An 18,870-nucleotide genomic window follows, 5' to 3' on the forward strand; every position below is an offset into this window, starting at 1 on the left:
AGCGTTCTAGCCATGACCGTTGCTGCTGACACAGCTGCCGAGAAAGCCCCGGCGAAAGCGCTTTTCCCGTCCCCCGCCGAGGTCGAGGCTCAAACCCCCGCCGACCGGGACCGGGCCATCGACGTCATCCGGATCGTCTCGCTGGTCGGTGTGGTTCTCGGCCACACCGTCATGGCCACCAGCACGATCCGCGACGACGTCTTCATCTGGAGCAACCTGCTCACCTCCTCCACCGTCTTCCAGGCCCTGACCTGGGTGTTCCAGATCATGCCGCTGTTCTTCTTCGCCGGAGTGGCCGCGTCGGTGCAGTCCTGGCGGCCCGGCTCCTCCTGGGGTGGCTGGTTGTTGAAGCGCTGCACCCGGTTGTACCGGCCGGTGTTCTACTACCTGGCGTTCTGGACCGTCACCCTGGCGGTGCTGCGGTTCGTGCTTCCGGAGCACGTCTACGAACCCATCGCCGGGATCTCGATCCAGCTGTTGTGGTTCCTGGGTGCCTACGTCCTGGTGCTCGCGGCGGTGCCACTGCTGGCCCGCATCACCACGACCGCGCAGATGGCCGGCGCGATCATCGGCACCTACGGGCTCATCGCCGCGATCGACGCAATCCGGATCAACATGGAGGGCTACGCCTCGCTGGGCTACCTCAACACCGTGGTGTGGTTGATCCCCGGCGTGTTCGGTGTGGCCTACCGGCGCAACCTGCTGCCCAGCGGCGCCGCCCTCAAGATCGGGATCGGCATGCTCGGGGTGAACCTGGCGCTGCTGTACTTCGGCCCCTACGAGCTGAGCCTGGTCGGCATCGAGACCCAGCAGCTGAAGAACATGACCCCGCCGTCACTGCTGCTGGCTGGTCACGCAATCATGATGTGCGCGTTCGCGATTGCCGCCGCCCCGGCGATCAACCGCTGGGCGCAGAGGCCGCGGGTGTGGTGGCTGACCGCGATCGGCAACTCCGGCGCGATGACGCTCTACCTGTGGCACATGCCGCTGCTGCTCGGCCTGCACCTGGTGTTCGACTACCTCGGACTGGACCGCTACGACCCCTCGTCCCCCGGATTCGTCGCCCTGTCGGTACTGCAGCTGGCGGTGATGGCCGGCCTGGTCGCGATCGCATTCGTGGCGCTGCGCCCGCTGGAGAACTCACCCCTGCCGTTGTGGGACGGCGGCAGCGTGGCCCGCACCGGGATCCGCAGCGCCGCGGTGGGCTGGCTGCTGTGCGTGGCCGGTGCGGCCACCCTGGCCTCGGTGGCCTGGGGTCTGAAGGATCAGGGCGTGTACTGCGTGGCGGTCATGCTCGCCGCGCTCGTCGCGGCCCGCGTGCTGGCAGACGACTGAGACATCGAGACTGCGCACAGGTCGCGATTCTGCGGAAATTCGCGATCTGTGCGCAGTCTCGGTGAGGGTGAGGGCCGCCGCTATCCGCTCTTACGTCGGAATTCTCGGCGGTTCTCCACCGGGCCGTGCGCCCGCGGTTGATTACGGCCGCCGTCCTTGTGCGCCGTTCCTCCCGATGACTGCGCCTTCTTGCGCTCCAGGGCCTCCCGGAATTTGCGCTTGTTGTCGTCTTCCGGTGTGTCGTCAGCCATACGCCGCAGCGTAGCGCGACCACGACGCCACAGTCACGCGCTTTAGCGCCGGCCCGGCGGCATTCCGTACACGTGCGAGATCGGCAGGGTCAGCAGCACGCGGCGGTCGTCGACCATGGCGCGCCGGTAGTCGTCCCAATCCGGATGTTCACCGGCGATGTTGCGGTACAAGGCAATAAGCCCCTCGACCGTGTCGTCGTCCGGCGCAGCGGCGGGTGGCGTGAGGATCGCATCGCCCTCGGCAACCGCATAGGACCAGCCGTCGTCGGAGCTGACGTGAACTGAGGCCCGCGGATCCCGCCGCAGATTGCGGGTCTTGGCCCTCGGTTCGGTGATCGACACCTGGATCTGCACGGCACGCGGATCGAAGTAGTAGGACACATTGGACAGCTGCGGACGACCGTCCTGCTTGATCGTCGCAAGAACTCCCATCGAGTTGCCGCCGATCAAGGCCAAAAGCTTGTCGTCGAAAACCTGGCGCCCCATGAGACGAGCGTACGTCTTTACCATCGGTTCGATGAGCGTGATTGACGGCAACACCCTCGAGGGCGTCTCGGCGACCACATTATGGACCCTGAGCAATCGCGGCCTGGAGGCCCGGCGGTCCGACGGCGTGATCCGCGACCCCTGGGCGGTCGCCCTGCTGGACGCGATCGACTACGACTACCGCAAGTTCGGCAGGCCGACGCAGGCTCATGCCCTGCGGGACCGCGCCTTCGACATCGAGACCCGCGACTACCTCTCGACGCATCCGAAGGCTGCCGTCGTGGCCCTCGCCGAGGGACTGCAGACCAGTTTCTGGCGGCTGGATCAGGCCGGGGTGGCCGACGAATTGACCTGGTATTCGGTCGATCTGCCGCCCGTCATGGCGATCCGGGAGCGCCTACTGCCCCATGATGACCGCATCGTGGCGCTGGCCCAATCCGCTCTGGACCGCAGCTGGATGGACCGCGTCGACGCAAGCGACGGCGTGTTCATCACCGCCGAGGGGCTGTTGATGTACCTCGAACCCGACGATGTGCGCAGCCTGATCGCCGACTGCGCCGCGCGGTTCCCCGGCGGCCGCATGATCTTCGACTCGATTCCGCACTGGGCAAGCCGGCGCACTCTCAAGGGCTTGCGGCTGTCCAACCGCTACGTCGCGCCGCCGATGCCGTTCGCCCTCACCGCCGACGAGGGCCTGGCCATGGCCGGGACGGGGCCGGGGGCCATCGCCGGCGTGCGATCGGCCCGCGACGTGGCGTTGCAGCCGGGGCGCGGCCTGTTCAAGCTGGCCGCCGAGCCATGGCTGGACCGGATCGGCCTGATCCACCGGATCCGCCCGTCCATCACGGTGCTGGACTTCTGACCAGCCGCGACGATATGGCGCTACGGAACCGACGCCTGCCGGCGGCGCTCGCCACACTGCTCGTCGCCGGGGCCACGCTCTCCTGCGCGACGCCACCGGCGACGGAGAAGAGAACCGCCCAGATCGCGGTGGTGCCCGAGGTACTGACGCTGCCCGATCTGACCGTGACGCGGTTCCACTACCTGTCCGAGGGCGACGCCGGCGGCAGGTACCCGGACCAGAACTGGGCCGATCTCTACCTGCCGTCCGGCGCGCAGGCGTTCAACTCGGTTCCGCTGGTGGTGCTCATCCACGGCGGTGGGTGGCGGAGCACGATGGGTGCCGTCGTGTTCGACGGATTGGCCCGTGAGCTCGCCGGCCGCGGAATGGCCGTCTACAACATCGAATACCGCAGGATCGGCTCGGGCGGTGGCTGGCCCACCACGTTCGACGACGTGGCTCACGCCATGGACTACGTCGCCGAGATGAATCTTCAGTACCCGCAACTGGCCGTCGACGATGCACTGGTGGTCGGTCACAGCGCGGGGGCCCAGCTGGCGGTGTGGGCCAGTACCCGCCACGACCTGCAGGGCGGCGAGGTCGGCTCCCGGCCCCTCTTCCGGCCGACCAAGGTCATCTCCCTGGCCGGCCCGCTCGACATGGTCTACGCCGCCAACCACGGAGACAGGCACATCGTCGCGGTGCTCGGTGGCCGCCCGGCGGAGGTGCCGCAGCGGTACGCCTCGGTCGACCCGATCCAGAACCTCGACCCGGCGGTGCCGGTGATCGCGATCCACGGGACGCTCGACACTGTTGTGGCACCGGCCAATTCGCAGCGGTATGTCGCGGCGCTCAAGAAGCGCGGCGGCCGCGCCGGCGTCGAACTGCTGCCCGGCGAGAACCACACGTCGATCATGTCGACGCGCTCCCCCGGCTTCCGGCGGGTCCTACAGCTCATCACCGCCACTTCGGAGGCCGAACCCGACCAGCTTCCGGTCAAGTGACGTTTACGCTGGAGCGGTGACCCGCTACATCGCGTTCCTGCGTGGCGTCAACGTCGGAGGCGTCAACCTCAAGATGGCCGAGGTCGCCAAGGCCATGGAGGCCGCCGGGTTCACCGAGGTGCGGACCATCCTGGCGAGCGGAAACGTCTTGCTGGACAGCACTTCCGGTGCCGCGAAGGTGCGCAGTACGGCCGAGCGGGCACTGCGCGACGCCTTCGGTTACGAGGCCTGGGTGCTGGTGTACGACCTGGCGACGCTGCAGAAGATCTCCGACGGATACCCGTTCGAGCGCGAGGTGCCCGACCACCACTCCTATGTCACGTTCGTCAGTGACACCGAGATGCTCGACGAGCTCGCAGCCCTGACGCCGGGCCACGGCGAGAAGGTGCAGCGCGGTGACGGTGTGCTGTACTGGCAGGTCGCGCGCGCCACCACGCTGGACAGCACGATCGGCAAGACCATGGGCAAGAAGCGCTACAAGTCCTCGACGACGACGCGAAACCTGCGCACGCTCGACAAGGTGTTGCGCTGAGGCGTCACCCGCGCGCTCGTCGCAGCCACCCCAACCCGTCGCTCGTGCCCGCCGCCGGGCGGTACTCACATCCGACCCAGCCGTCGAAGCCCGTCTCGTCGATGACCGCCAGCAGGTAGTCGATAGCCAGTTCGCCGCTGTCCGGCTCGTGCCGGTCGGGAACTCCGGCGATCTGCAGATGCCCTACCCGCCCGGTCGGAATGTCCGACCGCAGCCGGACGGTCACGTCGCCCTCGGTGATCTGGCAGTGGTAGAGGTCGAGCTGCACCTTGAGGTTCGGTGCCCCGATCTCGGTCACGATCCGGTGTGCCTCGTCCTGCAGGCTCAGCAGGTAGCCGGGCATGTCACGCTGGTTGATCGGTTCGATCAACACGTCGACGCCACGTTCCCCAGCCTGTTCGGCAGCCCAGCTGAGGTTGCCGCGATACACCGCCAACCGGTCTTCGCGGGGGGCACCGGCAGGGACGACGCCGGCCATCACATGCACCCGCGGGCAGTCCAGGGTCTCGGCATAGTCGAGCGCACGGCCGAATCCGTCGCGGAACTCGGCCTCGCGCCCGGGCAGCGACGCGGTGCCGCGTTCCCCGGCCTCGAAGTTCCCGGGTGGCGCGTTGAACAGTGCCTGACGCAGGCCGTTGGCGTCGAGCAGCCCACGCAGTTGCCCGGCCGGATACTCGTACGGGAAGAGGTACTCCACCGCGGTGAATCCATCTGCCGCCGCGGCGGCGAACCGGTCGGGAAAGGCATGTTCGGCGTACATCATGGAGAGGTTGGCCGCAAAGCGTGGCACGGCAGGCTCCTTCCAACTGAGCTGATCAGCGGCTGATGTCATCTTTGCGCGTGCCGCCGGCTGCGATGGCACCCCCCGCCCGATCGCGGGTACATTCGCGCCAATGACCGGTACCTCAGGCAAGGTGAGCGGCAGCGTGCTCACCGGTGTTTCCGAGACTGCACTGATGACCTTGCAGGTCCGCGCCCACGAGGCGCGGCGCGCGGACGGTCTCATCGACGATCCGGTGGCCGTGCAGCTGGTCGATTCGATCGATTTCGACTTCGCCAAGTTCGGCTACACCCGGCGCCAGGACATGGCCCTGCGGTCGCTGCTGTTCGACCGGATGACCGGCAACTACCTGCGCGACCATCCGAAGGCCACGGTGGTGGCACTGGCCGAAGGGCTGCAAACCAGCTTCTATCGGCTGGACGCCGCCGGACTGGGACATGAGTTCCGTTGGCTCTCAGTTGATCTGGAGCCGATGATCGCGCTGCGCAACAAGCTGCTGCCGAAGCCCGACCGGGTCACCCAGTGTGCCCAGTCAGCACTCGATCTCACCTGGATGGACCGCGTCGACGACGAGAACGGCGTCTTCATCACGGCCGAGGGCCTGCTGATGTATCTGCAGCCCGAGGAGGCCATGTCGCTGATCCGCGCCTGCGCGCAACGTTTTCCGGGCGGGCAGATGCTGTTCGACCTGCCACCGGCATTCTTCGCGTTCCTGACCCGGAAGGGGCTGCCGACGTCGATGCGCTACCGGGTGCCGCCCATGCCGTTCAGCCTGTCCCCCACCGAGCTGGCCGACTTGGTCAACACCGTCCCCGGGGTGCGGGCGGTGCGCGACGTGCCGATGCCGCCCGGCCGGGGCAGGATCTTCAACCTCCTGCTGCAGACCTACCAGCTGGCGCTCTTCGACCCCGTCCGCCCGGTGGTCGGGCTGCTGGAGTTCGGCTAGACCGCCGAATCAGACGGTCGCGCCGACCTTTTCCACCCGGGCCGCCTCGAACCGCAGGCTGGGGTCGGTCACCGGACCGTTGCGCAGCAGATCGGCGTCGTAGGTGTAGTTCATCGACATCACCCACGGCCCCGTGACACCTTGGCGCGGCAATTCGTCGGCAGCGCGCTGCACGTAGCCCGCGGCGAAGTCCAGCAGCGGCAGCGTCGCGATGCCGGGGTCGTCGAACACCGGAGACACGGTGTCGAATCCGTTGTCGTCCATGTGCTTCAGCAGCCGGCAGAAGTGCTCGCAGAGCAGCCCGACCTTGAGCGTCCACGACGAGTTGGTGTAGCCGAAGGCGAACGCGAAGTTCGGCACGCCCGAGAGCATGATGCCCTTGTAGGCCACGGTCTCGGCGAAGTTCACCGGCTGGCCATCCACGGTGAGCGTCATCCCGCCGAACAGCTGGATGTTCAATCCGGTTGCGGTGACGATGATGTCGGCGTCGAGCTCGCGGCCGGACTCCAGCAGGATGCCCTTCTCGGTGAACGTCGCGATGCGGTCGGTGACCACCGAAGCACCGCCGTTACCAAGCGCGGCGAACAGGTCACCGTCAGGCACTGCGCACAACCGCTGGTCCCACGGGTTGTAGTGGGGGCTGAAATGCTCGTCCACCGGATACCCCGCGGGCAGCTTGGCGGCGTTGATCCAGCGGATCACAGCCCGGGCCGCCGTCGGGTACTTCTGGCAGAACGTGTAGACCCCACGCTGTTTGAGGATGTTCTTACGCCGGGTCAGCGCGTAGCCACGCTTGTCGCCCAGCAGCCGCTTGGCGGTGTTGGCGAACTTGTCCTTGGCCGGCACCGGCATCACGTAGGTCGGTGAGCGCTGCAACATGGTGACGTGGGCCGCGGTCCCCGCCATCGCCGGGACCAGCGTGACCGCGGTGGCACCGCTGCCGATCACGACGACCTTCTTGTCGGTGTAGTCGAGATCCTCGGGCCAGTGCTGGGGGTGCACGATGCGTCCGGTGAACCGCTCCTGGCCTTCGAAGCGCGGGGTGTAACCCTGGTCGTAGCGGTAGTAGCCGCCCCCGCAGAACAACCAGCTCGCCGAGATCTGCACGAATTCGGGATCCGCGCCCTCACCGTCGGTCCGCTCGATGTCCACCGTCCAGCTCGCCTGCACCGAATCCCAGGCCGCGCCCAACACCTTGTGGTGGAACCGGATGTGGCCGTCGATGCCGTTCTCGGCGACGGTCTCACGCAGGTAGGCCAGGATCTTGTCGGCGGTGGCGATGGCATGCTCGTCGCGCCACGGCTTGAACTCGTAGCCGAAGGTGTGCAGGTCCGAATCCGACCGGATGCCCGGGTAGCGGAACAGGTCCCACGTGCCGCCGGTGGCGCCACGGGCCTCCAGGATCGCGTAGCTGCGGCCCGGATGTTCACGCTGCAGGTAATAGGCGGCACCGATGCCGGAGATGCCGGCGCCGATGATCAGTACGTCGACGTGCTCGGTGTGGTTCATGTCTCAATGGTGGCCGCGGGCCCACCGCCACCCAAGGTCGGAACTGCCAAACATCCCCCATCTGATGGTGCACTTTGCACCACAGATCTACGCTGGGCTGATGGTGTGGCATCCACCGTCGCAACGGGTGAGGGACCTGATCCGGCAGTGCGCACACATCGTCCTCAACCCACGCCAGGAATGGCTCGACGAGTTCGACGCTGCGGTCCTGGCCGCCAGCCCGACCATTGCGTCCGACCCTGAACTCGCCGCGGCGGTGGTCCGCAGCAACCACGCCAACTTGTTCTTCTGGGGCACGGCGAACGTACGCGACCCGGGTGCGCCCGTGCCGCCCAACACCGGACCGGAGCCGCTGAGCATCGCGCGGGAGCTGGTGCGCCGCGGCGTCAGCGAGTTCCCCCTCGATGCCTACCGGGTAGGCGAAGGGGTGGCGTGGCGTCGGCTCATGGAGATCGCCTTCGAGCTCACGTCCGACCCAGCCGAACTGCACGAGCTGCTCGACGTGTGTTCGCAGTCCATCAGTGCGTTCGTCGACGCCACGCTGGCCGGAATCGCCGCCCAGATCGAGCTGGAACGCGACGACCTGACCCGCGGCACCCACGCCGAACGGCGCGAGACCGTCGCGCTCCTGTTGGAGGGCGCCCCGATCCCCCGGCAGCGCGCCGAGGCGCGACTGGGTCACGCGCTCACCGGAACGCACACCGCGGCGGTGATCTGGAGCGAAGACCCGGCGGGCGACCTGTCCGGTTTGGACCGGGCTGCCGAGGCATTCGGCCAGGACTGCGGCGATCCCCGGCCGTTGAGTGTCCTGGCCAGCACCGCCACCCGCTGGGTGTGGGCCGCCGGCAGCCCCGGCGTCCAGGACGGCTTCCCGGCGCTGATCCGTGCCGCCGCAGAGTGGGACGGCGTCCGGATCGCCGTCGGACCGGCCGCCGACGGTCTGGATGGCTTCCGGCGCAGTCATTTCGATGCCATCACCACCCAGCAGATGATGGCCCGGCTGCACTCCACACAGCAGATCGCGCGGTTCGCCGATGTCGAACTGGTCGCCCTGATCACCGCCGAGCCCGATCGCGCCACTGATTTCATCAGCCACAACCTGGGCGCCTTCGAAACCGCCGATACCGAATTACAGGAAACGGTAAGGGTTTTCGTCAACGAGCAGTGCAACGCCTCGCGCGCCGCGGCACGGCTGTACCTGCATCGCAACACGCTGCTGCGCCGGCTCGCCCGCGCCGATGAACTCCTGCCCCGCCCACTTGCCGAAAACAGCATCGCGGTCGCCGTCGCGCTCGATGTGCTGCGCTGGCACGGCAACCGGACCGGGTGAGGCCAAGATCAATCGAATGCGGTGTCCAGGTACCGCATGGCGTCGGTCTTGCCGATCCCCAGCGCACGGGCGGCCTCGGCGAACGAGTGCGCGGCCGCGGCCATCGCGGCATCGGCCGGATCGGCCCGGGCGACGAATGTGCCGTACCGCCCTCGGGTCTCCAAGACCCCTGCCGACTCCAACTCGCGATAAGCCCTGGCCACGGTGTTGACCGCGAGCCCAACCTTCCCCGCCAGCTCACGAACTGTCGGCAGCCGGGTACCCGGCGCCAGACGCCCCTGCCTTATCCCATCGATAATCTGGATTCTCAATTGATCGAACAACGGCTTTTCCGCGCTCGAATCAATCAGAACCCAATCCCCCAACTCGGCCACGTGCCCAGTATCACCCAAACCGACTACGTTGGTGATGTGCAAGTGACTGTCCTGTCCGGTGCCGGAATCTCGGCTGAAAGCGGTGTGCCGACGTTCCGCGACGTCGAGACGGGTCTGTGGGCACAGGTGGACCCCTACGAAATCTCCAGCATCGAAGGGTGGCAGCGACACCCCGAGAAGGTCTGGGCCTGGTACCTGTGGCGCCACTACATGATGGCCCACGTGCAGCCCAATGACGCGCATCGGGCCGTGGCCGCCTGGCAGGACTTCGCTGACGTCCACGTCATCACCCAGAACGTCGACAATCTGCACGAGCGTGCGGGCAGTACGAACGTCTACCACCTGCACGGCAATCTGTTCGAGTTCCGTTGCGATGCTTGCGGTTCGAGGTTCGAGGGCGACCTGCCGCAGATGCCGGAGCCGGTCGAGACGATCGAACCCCCGGTGTGCCCGTGCGGCGGCCTGATCCGGCCGAGTGTCGTGTGGTTCGGCGAGCCGTTGCCCGACGATGCCTGGCAACGATCGGTACAGGCGGTCGGCAACGCCGACGTGGTGATCGTGGTGGGCACCAGTTCGGTGGTCTATCCCGCAGCAGGGCTGGCCGAAGCCGCCGTGGCCGCAGGGACCGTGGTGATCGAGGTCAATCCGGAACGCACGCCGCTGTCCGACAGCGCGACGGTCTCCCTGCGCGAGACCGCGGCCGGCTCCCTGCCGCACCTGCTGCAGCGGTTGCCCACGCTGCTCGGATCTAGGCAGGCCTGACCGCGCGACCGATCGCGAACTCCGTGACCGGTAGCGGCACCCAGGCCGGCATCGCCAGTTCGCGGTGAGCAACGGCGACCTCGAATCCGCTGTCGGTGATGGCCTGTTCGGTGTGCCGATGGGTGTGGCAGTTTCCGAACAACCGCGGCCACACGGTGGCATCGGCCACGCGCTGCATCCCGGCCCGCCAGCCGCTGCCCGCGACATGCTCCAGATATCGCAACTCACCGCCCGGTCGGAGCAACGAAAACAACTGGCGCAGCACACTGTCGGGTTGATCGATGGAGCACAGCACCAACGAGCACACAACGGCGTCGAACGGCTCTGCGCTGCTGAACCTCTCGGCGGTGTCACTGGTGACGGTCACCGGCACCGGAGCCGCCGCTGCCGCGCGGCGGGCCACCTCGGCCAGGTGACGTTCCGGCTCGATGGCGACCACCTCGGTCACCGTCGACGGATAGAAGGCGAAGTTCGTCCCGGTGCCGGCACCGATCTCCAGCACCCGCCCGCTGAGCCCGGCGAGGTTCTCGCCGCGCAGCCGGCGCAGAGCCTTGGGCTCCGAACTCGACAGCGTCTTCCACACCCGGGCGAAAAACGGGTTGTCCACGGTCTTGTCAGTCAAGATCTTCCTCCGTCGGCGTATTCACCGGCCAATTCCTGCAGCCGGGCGATGGTCTCGGCCGGCTCGAGGTCTGCTCCGATGATTCCGGACACGATCTGGCCGGTACACACCGCCCGCAACACGCGATCGGTGAACTCCTCGACATTTCCCCATGGCAGATACGGTTTGGCGATCAGGATGGCGGCCACCCCGTGCGCCGCGGTCCACAGCTCCAGGGCCAGCATCGTGGCGTCGCCGGGCGGGTAGACACCCTCGGCGATCAGCGCTTCCATGGCCGCGCGCATGTGCTGGAACGCCGAGCTGTTGAGCGTGGTGTCGACATCGCTGCCGGGCCTGCCCTCTCCCATGGTCGCCAGCCGGTACAGCTCCGGCGTGCGCCTGGCGAAGTTCACATACGCGTGCCCCTGGGCCCGCAGCACCTCGATGGTCGAGGAATGAGCGGCGGCCGCCCGCTGCATCTCCTCGTCTAGCTTTTCGAAATACCGCGAGCACACCGCGTCCAGCAGCGCATCCTTGTCGGCGAAATGTAGATAGATCGACGGCGAGGTGACCCCGACCCGCTGGGCAACCGAGCGGATCGAAACCGCCTTGGCATGCCCGGTCTCCAACAGCAATTCGGTGGTGGCATCGAGGATCTCATCACGCAGCAGCTCACCGGAGCCACGGGGGGCGCGGCGCCGCTTACACGGTTGGATCCCCACGCTCAGCCCGCGTCCGTCACACCGGCGCCGGCCCGTTCGCGGTTGCCACCACCCGGGGGACCGTCGCCGGGCCCGTCAGGGTCCAACTCGGCCGGACCTGACTCGCTGATCCCGAATCGCTTGTGCAGGCGCGCCAACGGGGCGGGCGCCCACCAGTTCCACTGCCCCATCAGATGCATGAAGGCCGGCACCAACAACATTCGCACCAACGTGGCGTCGACCAGTACCGCAATGGTCAGGCCGAGGCCGAACATCCGCATGAAGGCCACCTGCGCGGCGATCAGCGCCGCGAACGAGATCGACATCAACAGTGCCGCGGCGGTCACCACTCGGCCGGTGCGGGCCAGACCGAGCGCAACGCTCTCGTCATTGCGGACGCGAGGAGCAAGGTCGGTACCGTCGGCGCGGGTCTGCCCGGATTCGAGCCAGTACTCGCGGATCCGCGAAACCAGGAACACCTCGTAGTCCATGGACAGCCCGAATGCGATGCAGAACAACAACACCGGCAGGTTGGCGACCAACGTGCCCGTCGACGTCGTACCCAGCGCGCCGAGGTGGCCGTCCTGGAAGATCCACACCAGCGCACCGAACGCCGCCGACAGCGACAACACGTTGAGCACCAATGCTTTCAGCGGAAGCACCACGCTGCCGGTGAGCAGGAACAGCAGCACGAACGTGATCGCGGCGATGATGCCGAGCACCATCGGCAGGCGTGAGGTGATCGCGTGCGAGCTGTCCCGGTTGACCTGGGCGATGCCGGTGAACTTCACCTCGGCCGGTGCCGGCACCGCGTGCAGGGCGTCGAGCTGGGCCTCGGAGGCGTCGCTGAACAGCGGCACGTCGCTGCCGACGGTCAGATAGGCACTGCCATCGGCGATTCCGGTTCCCGAGGTCGGCGGGCCGACCCGGCGACCGTCGATGAAGGTGCCGCCGGGCGCCGAGACCGAGACCCCGTCGGCAGCCCGCGAAAGGTCCCCGGCGTAACGGTCGATCTCGGTCGGCGGCAGTCCCGTCACATCGGGTAGCACCACGGTGACAGCGGTGGAGGAATCGACGGCGAAATCGTTGCGCAGCTCGTCGCCGACCTGGCGGGCCGAGGCCGAGGACGGCAGCACGCGGTCGTCGGGAAAGCCCCACTTGATGCCGAGGAACGGTGCGCCCAGCATCAGCAGCAACGCGATCACCGCGAGCCCGATCGGGATCGAGCGACGCATGACGCGCTTGGTCGTCCGGTACCAGAAGGTCTGCTCGACGGGCTTGGCCACCGGCTCGGGCCGGCCCAGGATGCGGCGGATGAACCGGCGCACGTCGTAGGCGTCGAGCCGGTCACCCAGTAACGCGATGGCCGCCGGGGCCACCACGATGGCCGCGAACGCCGCCAGCGCCACCACCGCGATGCCCGCATAGGCGAACGACTTGAGGAAGTACATCGGGAACAGCACCATCGCCACCATCGACAGCGCCACCGTCATCGCCGAGAACAGCACGGTGCGCCCGGCCGTGACCATGGTGCGCACCAGCGCGCGGTCCGGGTCGACGCCCTCGGCGAGTTCGTCGCGGTACCGGCTGACGATCAACAGGGTGTAGTCGATGGCCAGCGCCAGGCCCATGGCCACGGTGAGGTTGAGCGCGAAGATCGAGACGTCGGTGACCATCGTGAACCCGCGCAGCACGGCCAGGGATCCGAGGATCGCGAATCCGCCGACAGCGAGCGGCAACGCCGCGGCGAGCAATCCGCCGAACACCCACACCAGCACGACGAAGCTCAGCGGAATCGCGATGGATTCCATCATCAGGAGGTCTTTTTCGCTCTGCCCGTTGATCTGGACGTAGATCATCGCCTCGCCGCCGGCCCGCACGGTCACGCCGTCACGGTCGTGGACGAGTTGATCGGTGAGCTCCTTGGCGTGCTTCTGCGCCCCGCTCTCCCCGCCCGTGATTCCAGCCAGGACGAGACCGGTCTTGCCGTCCTCACTCATCAGGGTGGCCGCCGCCGGTGGTGGCACGGTCCACGTCGAGCTGACCTCGGTCACGTACGGCGACGCCTTGAGCTGGGCGGCGATGTCGGTGCCCACGGCCCTGGCCGCGGGACTGTCCGCCCCGGCGCGGTCATCGGTGACTGTGATGGCCAACTGCATGTCACCCCGGGCGAACTTGTCCGAGAGCAGCTGGGTGGCCTCGGCCGATTCCGACGTCGGGTCCTGGAAGCCGCCGGCCGACAGGCTGTTGGCCACCGGAATTCCGAAGATGCCGGCAGCCACCATGACCAGCGCGGCGACCACGAGGACGCGGCGCGGCGCGGCGATGGCCAGATGGGCGATTCGGTGCAGCACTCGGCATCCTTCCCGATGGATATCGCCGTTAAGTTAACAGCGGTAAGTTGCCGACGTCAATGTGGGCCTCGCTCTGGATACGGGCTCCGACGCGCAGCGGTTCACCCAAGAACGCACCTGCGATGAATCGGGCCGCCGATATGCGTCTAATAAGTCATGACCAACACCCTCGACGCCGCGCCCAGCACCACCGCAATGACCGACACCGGGCTGCTCATTCTGCGCATCGGCACCGGCGCAACCATGTTGCAGGCCGGCCTGATCAAGGCATTCGACTTCGGCAGCGCCGTCGGATTCATGGAATCCAGCGGCTGGCGCCTCCCCCAGTTCGGCGCGTTCCTGGTGACCGCGGCCGAAACCCTCGGCGGCATCGGCCTGCTCCTGGGCCTGCTCACGCCACTTGCGGCCTGCGCGGTGATCGGCGCGATGGTCGACGCCTGGGCCGTCAACGTCTCGGCGGACGCCTTCTGGTCCCAGCCGTTCAACGTTCCGTTCCTGGTCGCGTTCGCCGCCGCGGCGCTGTTGTTCACCGGCTCCGGCCGGTTCTCGGTCGATGATCGGGCGTTCGGCCGCTCCCGATTGTCGGCCAGGGCCGCGGTGGGCATTTTGGTGATCGGCGTCGCAGTCGCGGTGGTGACCTGGATCGCGCTGAACGGGACGAACCCCATCCACTTCACCAGCCCTACTGCATGAGACCCGGGCTGGGCCCTTCTGCGGCAGGAATCGGCGCGGCCACTACACACCGGCCGGCGGCTGGGCTACTCGCCAGAAACCTACCCAAAAGTAGGATTGCCACCATTTTCCGAACCGTGACTCAAAGATTCCTTAATGGTGACCCATACGCTCAGTGTCATGTGGATCGACGACACCAGTGCCGATGTCATCAAGGTTGACTTCGAGGCCCTCTACCACGGCGATGTTCTCGTCGAGGGTGAAACCTCCGAGCAGTTTGACGACTTCCAAGAACTGCCCACCGCAGTATGAGGAAACGCGCGCCTCGCGGCGCGCGTTTCCCATCTTGAGTTTGCCCGTTACGGGCCGCAGTCCTCGCTTCAGGCGAGGACTGCTTCTTTCTCCGGCTCGGCCTCACCCGCGCCGATCATGTTCGCCAGGCGCCCACTGATCAGCTCCTCGGCCTCCGACACCATCCGCGAGACGAGTTCGCCGCAGGTGGGGATGTCGTTGATCAGGCCCATCGAGGTTCCGACCGACCAGATGCCTGCGTCGAGATCACCGATCTCATAGACCTTCACGCCGCGTTTGCCGGCCACCAGATCCTTGACGTCCTCGAACTGGCCACCGTCCTTGAGGATCTGCACCACCTCACGCGAGACGGTGTTGCTTGCGACCCGGGCGGTGTTCCCGAGGCTGCGGAAGATCAGCTCGGTGTCGAGCTCGGTGCCCGCCACGATCGCTTCCTTGACGTTCTGATGGATCGCCGATTCGGCGGTGCACATGAACCGTGAGCCCATGTTGATGCCGTCGGCGCCGAGCGCCAGCGCGGCCACCAGGCCACGCGCATCGGCGAACCCACCCGAGGCGATCATCGGGATGTCGATCTTGGCCGATGCGGCCGGGATCAGCACCAGACCCGGGATGTCGTCCTCGCCGGGATGCCCGGCGCACTCGAACCCGTCGATGCTGATGCCGTCCACGCCCAGGCTCTGCGCCTTGACCGCGTGACGCACCGAGGTGCACTTGTGCAGCACCTTGATGCCGTTGTCATGGAACATCGGCAGATGCGGCGCCGGGTTGGAGCCCGCGGTCTCGACGATCTTGATGCCGGAATCGACGATCACCTGGCGGTACTCGTCGTATGGCGGCGGGTTGATCGTCGGCAGGATCGTCAGGTTCACCCCGAACGGCTTGTCCGTCAGATCGCGAGCGCGAGCGATCTCATTCGCCAGATCGGCCGGAGTGGGCTGGGTGAGCGCGGTGATGAAACCCAGCGCACCCGCATTCGCCACGGCCGCAACGAGCTCGGCGCGGCCGACCCACTGCATACCACCCTGCACGATGGGGTGCTCGACTCCGAACGTCTCGGTGAACTTCGTCTTCAATGCCATAAGGATTCCTTAGCTGTGTTTTCTGCTCTTCGCGCAAGCGCTCATCGCGGGGCCATGCGGATGGCGCCGTCGAGACGGATCACCTCGCCGTTGAGCATCGGGTTCTCGATGATGTGCACGGCCAGGGCGCCGTACTCGTCAGGATCGCCCAGCCGGGCCGGGTGCGGCACCTGCTGCCCCAGCGAGCGCTGCGCCTCCTCGGGCAGCGAGCCCAGCAGCGGCGTCTTGAACAGACCGGGCGCGATGGTGCACACACGGATCAGCTCACGCGACAGGTCGCGTGCGATCGGCAGGGTCATGCCGACCACACCGCCCTTGGACGCCGAGTAGGCGGCCTGCCCGATCTGACCGTCGAACGCCGCCACCGAGGCGGTGTTGATGATGACGCCGCGCTCCTCGTTCTTGAGCGGCTCGGTCTTCGCGATGCGCTCCGCGCTCAACCGGATCACGTTGAACGTGCCGATCAGGTTGACCTCGACCACCTTGCGGAAGCCGTCGAGCGGGAACGCACCGTTCTTGCTCAGCGTCTTGATCGCATTGCCGATACCCGCGCAGTTGACGTTGATCCGCACCGGGCCAAGCGATTCCGCGACGTCCAGCGCCTCGGTCACGCCAGCCTCGTCGGTGACATCGGTCGCGACGAACTTGGCCCGGTCACCCAGCTCGGCCACGACCTCTTCACCCTTGAGGTCGATCACGACCACCGATGCGCCCGCATCCAGCAGTCGCTTGGTGGTGGCCAGGCCCAGGCCGGAGGCACCGCCGGTGACGACGGCTACCGCGTCCTTGATCTCCATGTACCGCATTCCTTTCCAGCCGGCTTCCGCCGGCCCCTTTGGTCGAACCAAACAGTGGTCGAACTAAACCCAGTCCTGCAGAACGGCTTCCGTGTCGGCTCCGCGGGGACGCGGCGGCGTCGGCTCGGCCGTGGTGCTGCGGGAGAACCGCGGTGCCGGCATCGGTTGCAGGTGGCCCCCGTCGTCGAAGAACGTGTCACGCTCGGCGATGTGCGGTTCGGTGAGCACCTCGGCGAACGACAGCACCGGCGTCGCACAGGCATCGGTGCCGGCGAACACCTTGGCCCAGTGATCGCGATCGTGGGCCGCGAAAGCCTTGGCGAAGGCCTCACGCAGCTCGGGCCAGCGGGCCATGTCGTTCTGACCCGGAAGGTCGGCGTCCTCCAGTCCAAGCCCCTTGAGCAACTCGGCGTAGAACTGCGGTTCGATGGCGCCGATGGCCATGTACTTGCCGTCGGCGGTCTCGTAGGTGTCGTAGTAGGGCGCGCCAGTGTCGAGCATGTTGGTGCCACGCTCGTCGGACCACATGCCCTGGCTACGGAAGCTCCACATCATCTGCATCAGCACCGACGACCCGTCGACCATCGCGGCGTCGATCACCTGCCCCTTGCCCGAGGTCTGCCGCTCGAACAGGGCCGAGAGGATGCCGACGAGCAGGAACATCGACCCGCCACCGAAATCACCGGCCAGGTTCAGCGGCGGCACCGGCCGCTCGCCCTTGCGGCCGACCGCGTGCAGCAGGCCGTTGAGCGAGATGTAGTTGATGTCGTGGCCGGCCTGCAAGGCGCGCGGGCCCTGCTGACCCCACCCCGTCATCCGGGCGTAGATCAGCCGGTCGTTGATCTTGGCGCAATCCTCGGGACCGAGCCCCAGACGTTCGGTCACACCCGGCCGGTAGCCCTCGATCAGCACGTCGGCCTTGGCGATCAGCTTGAGCACCAGCTCGCGGCCCTCGTCGCTCTTGAGATCCGCCGCCACCGAGCGGCGATTGCGCAGCATCGAATCGCGTTCACCGGCGGGCACTCCCCCGCTCCGGCCCGGTCGTTCGACGCGCACGACGTCGGCACCCAGGTCGCCGAGAATCATCGCCGCGTGCGGACCGGGGCCGATACCGGCCAACTCCACAACGCGCAAACCCTGCAGTGGTCCTGCCATGCTCTTCCGCCCTTCGCGTGTTAGGCCTTGGTTGACCGGTGACATAGCTTACTTGTATAACCTTCTCGACCGGCATGGCCATAACCGGCCCCGCCGCCAACGGGCCTCCCGCCCGCCGGACCTAAGGTGCATAGATGACCGTGACCCGCGAATACCCCGACGTTAAAGACGTATCCGTATCGCTCGAGGGCGGCGTGCTGTCGGTGACGCTCAGCCGGCCCGACAGTCTCAATTCCCTGACCCAGGGCATGCTCGTCGCGATCGCCGACGCCATGGACCTGGCCGCCTCCGACCCGGAGGTGCGGGTGGTCCGCCTGGGTGGAGCGGGCCGCGGATTCAGCTCGGGCGCGGGCATCAGCGAGGAAGACCAGAACGCCGACAGCCATGACGCCGAGGGCGTGCTCGACGCCGCCAACCGCGCGGTCGCCTCCATCGTCGCGCTGCCCAAGCCGGTCGTGGCCGTCGTGCAGGGGCCGGCCGCCGGCGTGGGCGTGTCGCTGGCCCTGGCCTGCGACGTCGTCCTGGCCTCCGAGGCCGCCTTCTTCCTGTTGGCCTTCACCAAGATCGGACTGATGCCCGACGGCGGCGCCTCAGCCCTCGTCGCCGCCAACATCGGCCGAATCCGCGCCATGCGCCTGGCCCTGCTCGCCGACCGGCTCACCGCGACCGACGCCTACGACTGGGGTCTGATCAGCGCCGTGTACCCGGCCGACGAGTTCGACGCCGCCGTGGACAAGATCATCGCGAAGCTGCGCTCCGGCCCGGCAGTGGCTCTGCGCGAGACCAAGCAGGCCGTCAACGCCGCGACGCTCACCGAGCTCGAGGGTGCCTTCGCCCGCGAGCGCAAGGGCCAGCTGCAACTGCTGGTGTCCAACGACTTCCGCGAGGGCACCCAGGCCTTCCAGCAGAACCGGCGCCCGGAGTTCACCGACTCCTGAAAGTCACTGCTGCACCAGCGCGAACGCCACGCAGGCGAGCAGGATGAGTGCGGTCACCGCGACCGCGGTCCAGCGGGTGTGCCGGTGACGCATGGCAGCTCATCTCC

At 67.3% G+C, this 18,870-nt stretch carries 21 protein-coding genes; 10 read left to right on the forward strand and 11 right to left on the reverse strand.

From position 1 onward, the window contains the following. Positions 1-12 precede the first annotated feature (12 nt). Entirely contained in the window at positions 13-1,335 is a 1,323-nt protein-coding gene (locus BN2156_RS25630) for an acyltransferase family protein (RefSeq protein WP_090517815.1), read from the forward strand. Between the two features lie 80 nt (positions 1,336-1,415). On the opposite strand, the gene BN2156_RS25635 is transcribed toward BN2156_RS25630, so the two are convergent. Together BN2156_RS25635 and BN2156_RS25640 are read right to left on the reverse strand one after the other, a co-directional pair. Then, a complete protein-coding gene (locus tag BN2156_RS25635) occupies positions 1,416-1,586 on the reverse strand; it encodes a DUF5302 domain-containing protein (RefSeq protein ID WP_003882223.1) in 171 nt (56 codons plus the stop codon). Between the two features lie 42 nt (positions 1,587-1,628). Further along, positions 1,629-2,072, reverse strand: a complete 444-nt coding sequence (locus BN2156_RS25640) for a PPOX class F420-dependent oxidoreductase (protein WP_090517816.1) — start codon at positions 2,070-2,072, stop codon at positions 1,629-1,631. Positions 2,073-2,103: 31 nt separating this feature from the next. On the opposite strand from BN2156_RS25640, the gene BN2156_RS25645 reads away from it, so the two are divergent. The 3 genes from BN2156_RS25645 to BN2156_RS25655 are packed head-to-tail and all read left to right on the forward strand — an operon-like array spanning position 2,104 to position 4,449. Next, complete coding sequence (locus BN2156_RS25645; RefSeq protein WP_090517817.1) at positions 2,104-2,934, forward strand: class I SAM-dependent methyltransferase; 831 nt, start codon at positions 2,104-2,106, stop codon at positions 2,932-2,934. 14 nt (positions 2,935-2,948) lie between these two features. Next, positions 2,949-3,917 (forward strand): alpha/beta hydrolase family protein, encoded by a 969-nt coding sequence (locus tag BN2156_RS25650; protein WP_090517818.1) that lies wholly within the window; start codon positions 2,949-2,951, stop codon positions 3,915-3,917. Between the two features lie 16 nt (positions 3,918-3,933). Then, positions 3,934-4,449, forward strand: a complete 516-nt coding sequence (locus BN2156_RS25655; RefSeq protein ID WP_090517819.1) for a DUF1697 domain-containing protein — start codon at positions 3,934-3,936, stop codon at positions 4,447-4,449. Positions 4,450-4,453: 4 nt separating this feature from the next. Here BN2156_RS25655 and otnI read toward each other — a convergent pair whose 3' ends face one another. Continuing rightward, positions 4,454-5,239, reverse strand: coding sequence for a 2-oxo-tetronate isomerase (gene otnI, locus BN2156_RS25660; protein ID WP_090518549.1), 786 nt, complete (start codon positions 5,237-5,239; stop codon positions 4,454-4,456). Positions 5,240-5,342: 103 nt separating this feature from the next. Between otnI and BN2156_RS25665 the strand changes: the two genes are divergently transcribed. Continuing rightward, positions 5,343-6,176 carry a class I SAM-dependent methyltransferase gene (locus tag BN2156_RS25665; RefSeq protein WP_090517820.1) on the forward strand — a complete coding sequence of 278 codons (834 nt, stop codon included), beginning with the start codon at positions 5,343-5,345 and terminating at the stop codon, positions 6,174-6,176. A gap of 9 nt (positions 6,177-6,185) precedes the next feature. Here the strand turns inward: BN2156_RS25665 and BN2156_RS25670 are convergent, their stop codons facing one another. Beyond that, the gene (locus BN2156_RS25670; protein WP_090517821.1) at positions 6,186-7,685 is read right to left on the reverse strand and encodes a flavin-containing monooxygenase; all 1,500 of its coding nucleotides are present in this window, start codon (positions 7,683-7,685) and stop codon (positions 6,186-6,188) included. A 100-nt stretch (positions 7,686-7,785) separates the two neighbouring features. Between BN2156_RS25670 and BN2156_RS25675 the strand changes: the two genes are divergently transcribed. Then, on the forward strand, positions 7,786-9,015 hold the full coding sequence (locus BN2156_RS25675; protein WP_090518552.1) for an Rv1453 family transcriptional regulator: 1,230 nt from the start codon (positions 7,786-7,788) through the stop codon (positions 9,013-9,015). Positions 9,016-9,023: 8 nt separating this feature from the next. Here BN2156_RS25675 and BN2156_RS25680 read toward each other — a convergent pair whose 3' ends face one another. After that, positions 9,024-9,389: an Rv1152 family transcriptional regulator gene (locus BN2156_RS25680; protein ID WP_162490967.1), complete on the reverse strand. Its 366-nt coding sequence runs from the start codon at positions 9,387-9,389 to the stop codon at positions 9,024-9,026. A gap of 36 nt (positions 9,390-9,425) precedes the next feature. Between BN2156_RS25680 and BN2156_RS25685 the strand changes: the two genes are divergently transcribed. After that, positions 9,426-10,151, forward strand: coding sequence for an NAD-dependent deacylase (locus BN2156_RS25685; RefSeq protein ID WP_090518550.1), 726 nt, complete (start codon positions 9,426-9,428; stop codon positions 10,149-10,151). On the opposite strand, the gene BN2156_RS25690 is transcribed toward BN2156_RS25685, so the two are convergent. From BN2156_RS25690 to BN2156_RS25700, 3 genes are read right to left on the reverse strand one after another with little or no spacing between them, the layout of a single operon-like run. After that, entirely contained in the window at positions 10,138-10,773 is a 636-nt protein-coding gene (locus tag BN2156_RS25690) for a class I SAM-dependent methyltransferase (protein WP_090517822.1), read from the reverse strand. The two genes, BN2156_RS25685 and BN2156_RS25690, sit on opposite strands and share 14 nt — an antisense overlap. Continuing rightward, entirely contained in the window at positions 10,770-11,474 is a 705-nt protein-coding gene (locus BN2156_RS25695) for a TetR/AcrR family transcriptional regulator (protein WP_162490968.1), read from the reverse strand. The genes BN2156_RS25690 and BN2156_RS25695 overlap by 4 nt, the downstream gene beginning before the upstream one ends. Positions 11,475-11,476: 2 nt before the next feature. After that, positions 11,477-13,807: an MMPL family transporter gene (locus tag BN2156_RS25700; RefSeq protein WP_090517824.1), complete on the reverse strand. Its 2,331-nt coding sequence runs from the start codon at positions 13,805-13,807 to the stop codon at positions 11,477-11,479. 156 nt (positions 13,808-13,963) lie between these two features. Here BN2156_RS25700 and BN2156_RS25705 point away from each other — a divergent pair, with 156 nt between their 5' ends. Continuing rightward, complete coding sequence (locus BN2156_RS25705) at positions 13,964-14,500, forward strand: DoxX family protein (RefSeq protein WP_090517825.1); 537 nt, start codon at positions 13,964-13,966, stop codon at positions 14,498-14,500. Between the two features lie 159 nt (positions 14,501-14,659). Further along, positions 14,660-14,791: a hypothetical protein gene (locus tag BN2156_RS31410; protein ID WP_003882239.1), complete on the forward strand. Its 132-nt coding sequence runs from the start codon at positions 14,660-14,662 to the stop codon at positions 14,789-14,791. A 68-nt stretch (positions 14,792-14,859) separates the two neighbouring features. Here the strand turns inward: BN2156_RS31410 and BN2156_RS25715 are convergent, their stop codons facing one another. From BN2156_RS25715 to BN2156_RS25725, 3 genes are all read right to left on the reverse strand, one after another. Next, entirely contained in the window at positions 14,860-15,873 is a 1,014-nt protein-coding gene (locus BN2156_RS25715; protein WP_090517826.1) for an NAD(P)H-dependent flavin oxidoreductase, read from the reverse strand. Positions 15,874-15,914: 41 nt separating this feature from the next. Next, complete coding sequence (locus BN2156_RS25720) at positions 15,915-16,670, reverse strand: 3-hydroxyacyl-CoA dehydrogenase (RefSeq protein WP_090518553.1); 756 nt, start codon at positions 16,668-16,670, stop codon at positions 15,915-15,917. A gap of 63 nt (positions 16,671-16,733) precedes the next feature. Beyond that, positions 16,734-17,825 carry a CaiB/BaiF CoA transferase family protein gene (locus BN2156_RS25725; RefSeq protein WP_090517827.1) on the reverse strand — a complete coding sequence of 364 codons (1,092 nt, stop codon included), beginning with the start codon at positions 17,823-17,825 and terminating at the stop codon, positions 16,734-16,736. A 134-nt stretch (positions 17,826-17,959) separates the two neighbouring features. On the opposite strand from BN2156_RS25725, the gene BN2156_RS25730 reads away from it, so the two are divergent. Beyond that, positions 17,960-18,763 (forward strand): enoyl-CoA hydratase, encoded by an 804-nt coding sequence (locus BN2156_RS25730; RefSeq protein ID WP_090517828.1) that lies wholly within the window; start codon positions 17,960-17,962, stop codon positions 18,761-18,763. Positions 18,764-18,870: the final 107 nt, after the last annotated feature.

The sequence above is a fragment of the Mycolicibacterium neworleansense genome, from assembly GCF_001245615.1.
In the GTDB taxonomy this organism is placed as follows: domain Bacteria; phylum Actinomycetota; class Actinomycetes; order Mycobacteriales; family Mycobacteriaceae; genus Mycobacterium; species Mycobacterium neworleansense.

Excerpts from the sequence above, each read along its gene's own strand:
- BN2156_RS25630 (WP_090517815.1), top strand. The coding sequence starts at position 13 with ATGACCGTTGCTGCTGACACAGCTGCCGAGAAAGCCCCGGCGAAAGCG.
- BN2156_RS25635 (WP_003882223.1), bottom strand. The coding sequence starts at position 1,586 with ATGGCTGACGACACACCGGAAGACGACAACAAGCGCAAATTCCGGGAG.
- BN2156_RS25640 (WP_090517816.1), bottom strand. The coding sequence starts at position 2,072 with ATGGGGCGCCAGGTTTTCGACGACAAGCTTTTGGCCTTGATCGGCGGC.
- BN2156_RS25645 (WP_090517817.1), top strand. The coding sequence starts at position 2,104 with ATGAGCGTGATTGACGGCAACACCCTCGAGGGCGTCTCGGCGACCACA.
- BN2156_RS25650 (WP_090517818.1), top strand. The coding sequence starts at position 2,949 with ATGGCGCTACGGAACCGACGCCTGCCGGCGGCGCTCGCCACACTGCTC.
- BN2156_RS25665 (WP_090517820.1), top strand. The coding sequence starts at position 5,343 with ATGACCGGTACCTCAGGCAAGGTGAGCGGCAGCGTGCTCACCGGTGTT.
- BN2156_RS25670 (WP_090517821.1), bottom strand. The coding sequence starts at position 7,685 with ATGAACCACACCGAGCACGTCGACGTACTGATCATCGGCGCCGGCATC.
- BN2156_RS25675 (WP_090518552.1), top strand. The coding sequence starts at position 7,786 with ATGGTGTGGCATCCACCGTCGCAACGGGTGAGGGACCTGATCCGGCAG.
- BN2156_RS25705 (WP_090517825.1), top strand. The coding sequence starts at position 13,964 with ATGACCAACACCCTCGACGCCGCGCCCAGCACCACCGCAATGACCGAC.
- BN2156_RS31410 (WP_003882239.1), top strand. The coding sequence starts at position 14,660 with ATGTGGATCGACGACACCAGTGCCGATGTCATCAAGGTTGACTTCGAG.
- BN2156_RS25715 (WP_090517826.1), bottom strand. The coding sequence starts at position 15,873 with ATGGCATTGAAGACGAAGTTCACCGAGACGTTCGGAGTCGAGCACCCC.
- BN2156_RS25720 (WP_090518553.1), bottom strand. The coding sequence starts at position 16,670 with ATGGAGATCAAGGACGCGGTAGCCGTCGTCACCGGCGGTGCCTCCGGC.
- BN2156_RS25725 (WP_090517827.1), bottom strand. The coding sequence starts at position 17,825 with ATGGCAGGACCACTGCAGGGTTTGCGCGTTGTGGAGTTGGCCGGTATC.
- BN2156_RS25730 (WP_090517828.1), top strand. The coding sequence starts at position 17,960 with ATGACCGTGACCCGCGAATACCCCGACGTTAAAGACGTATCCGTATCG.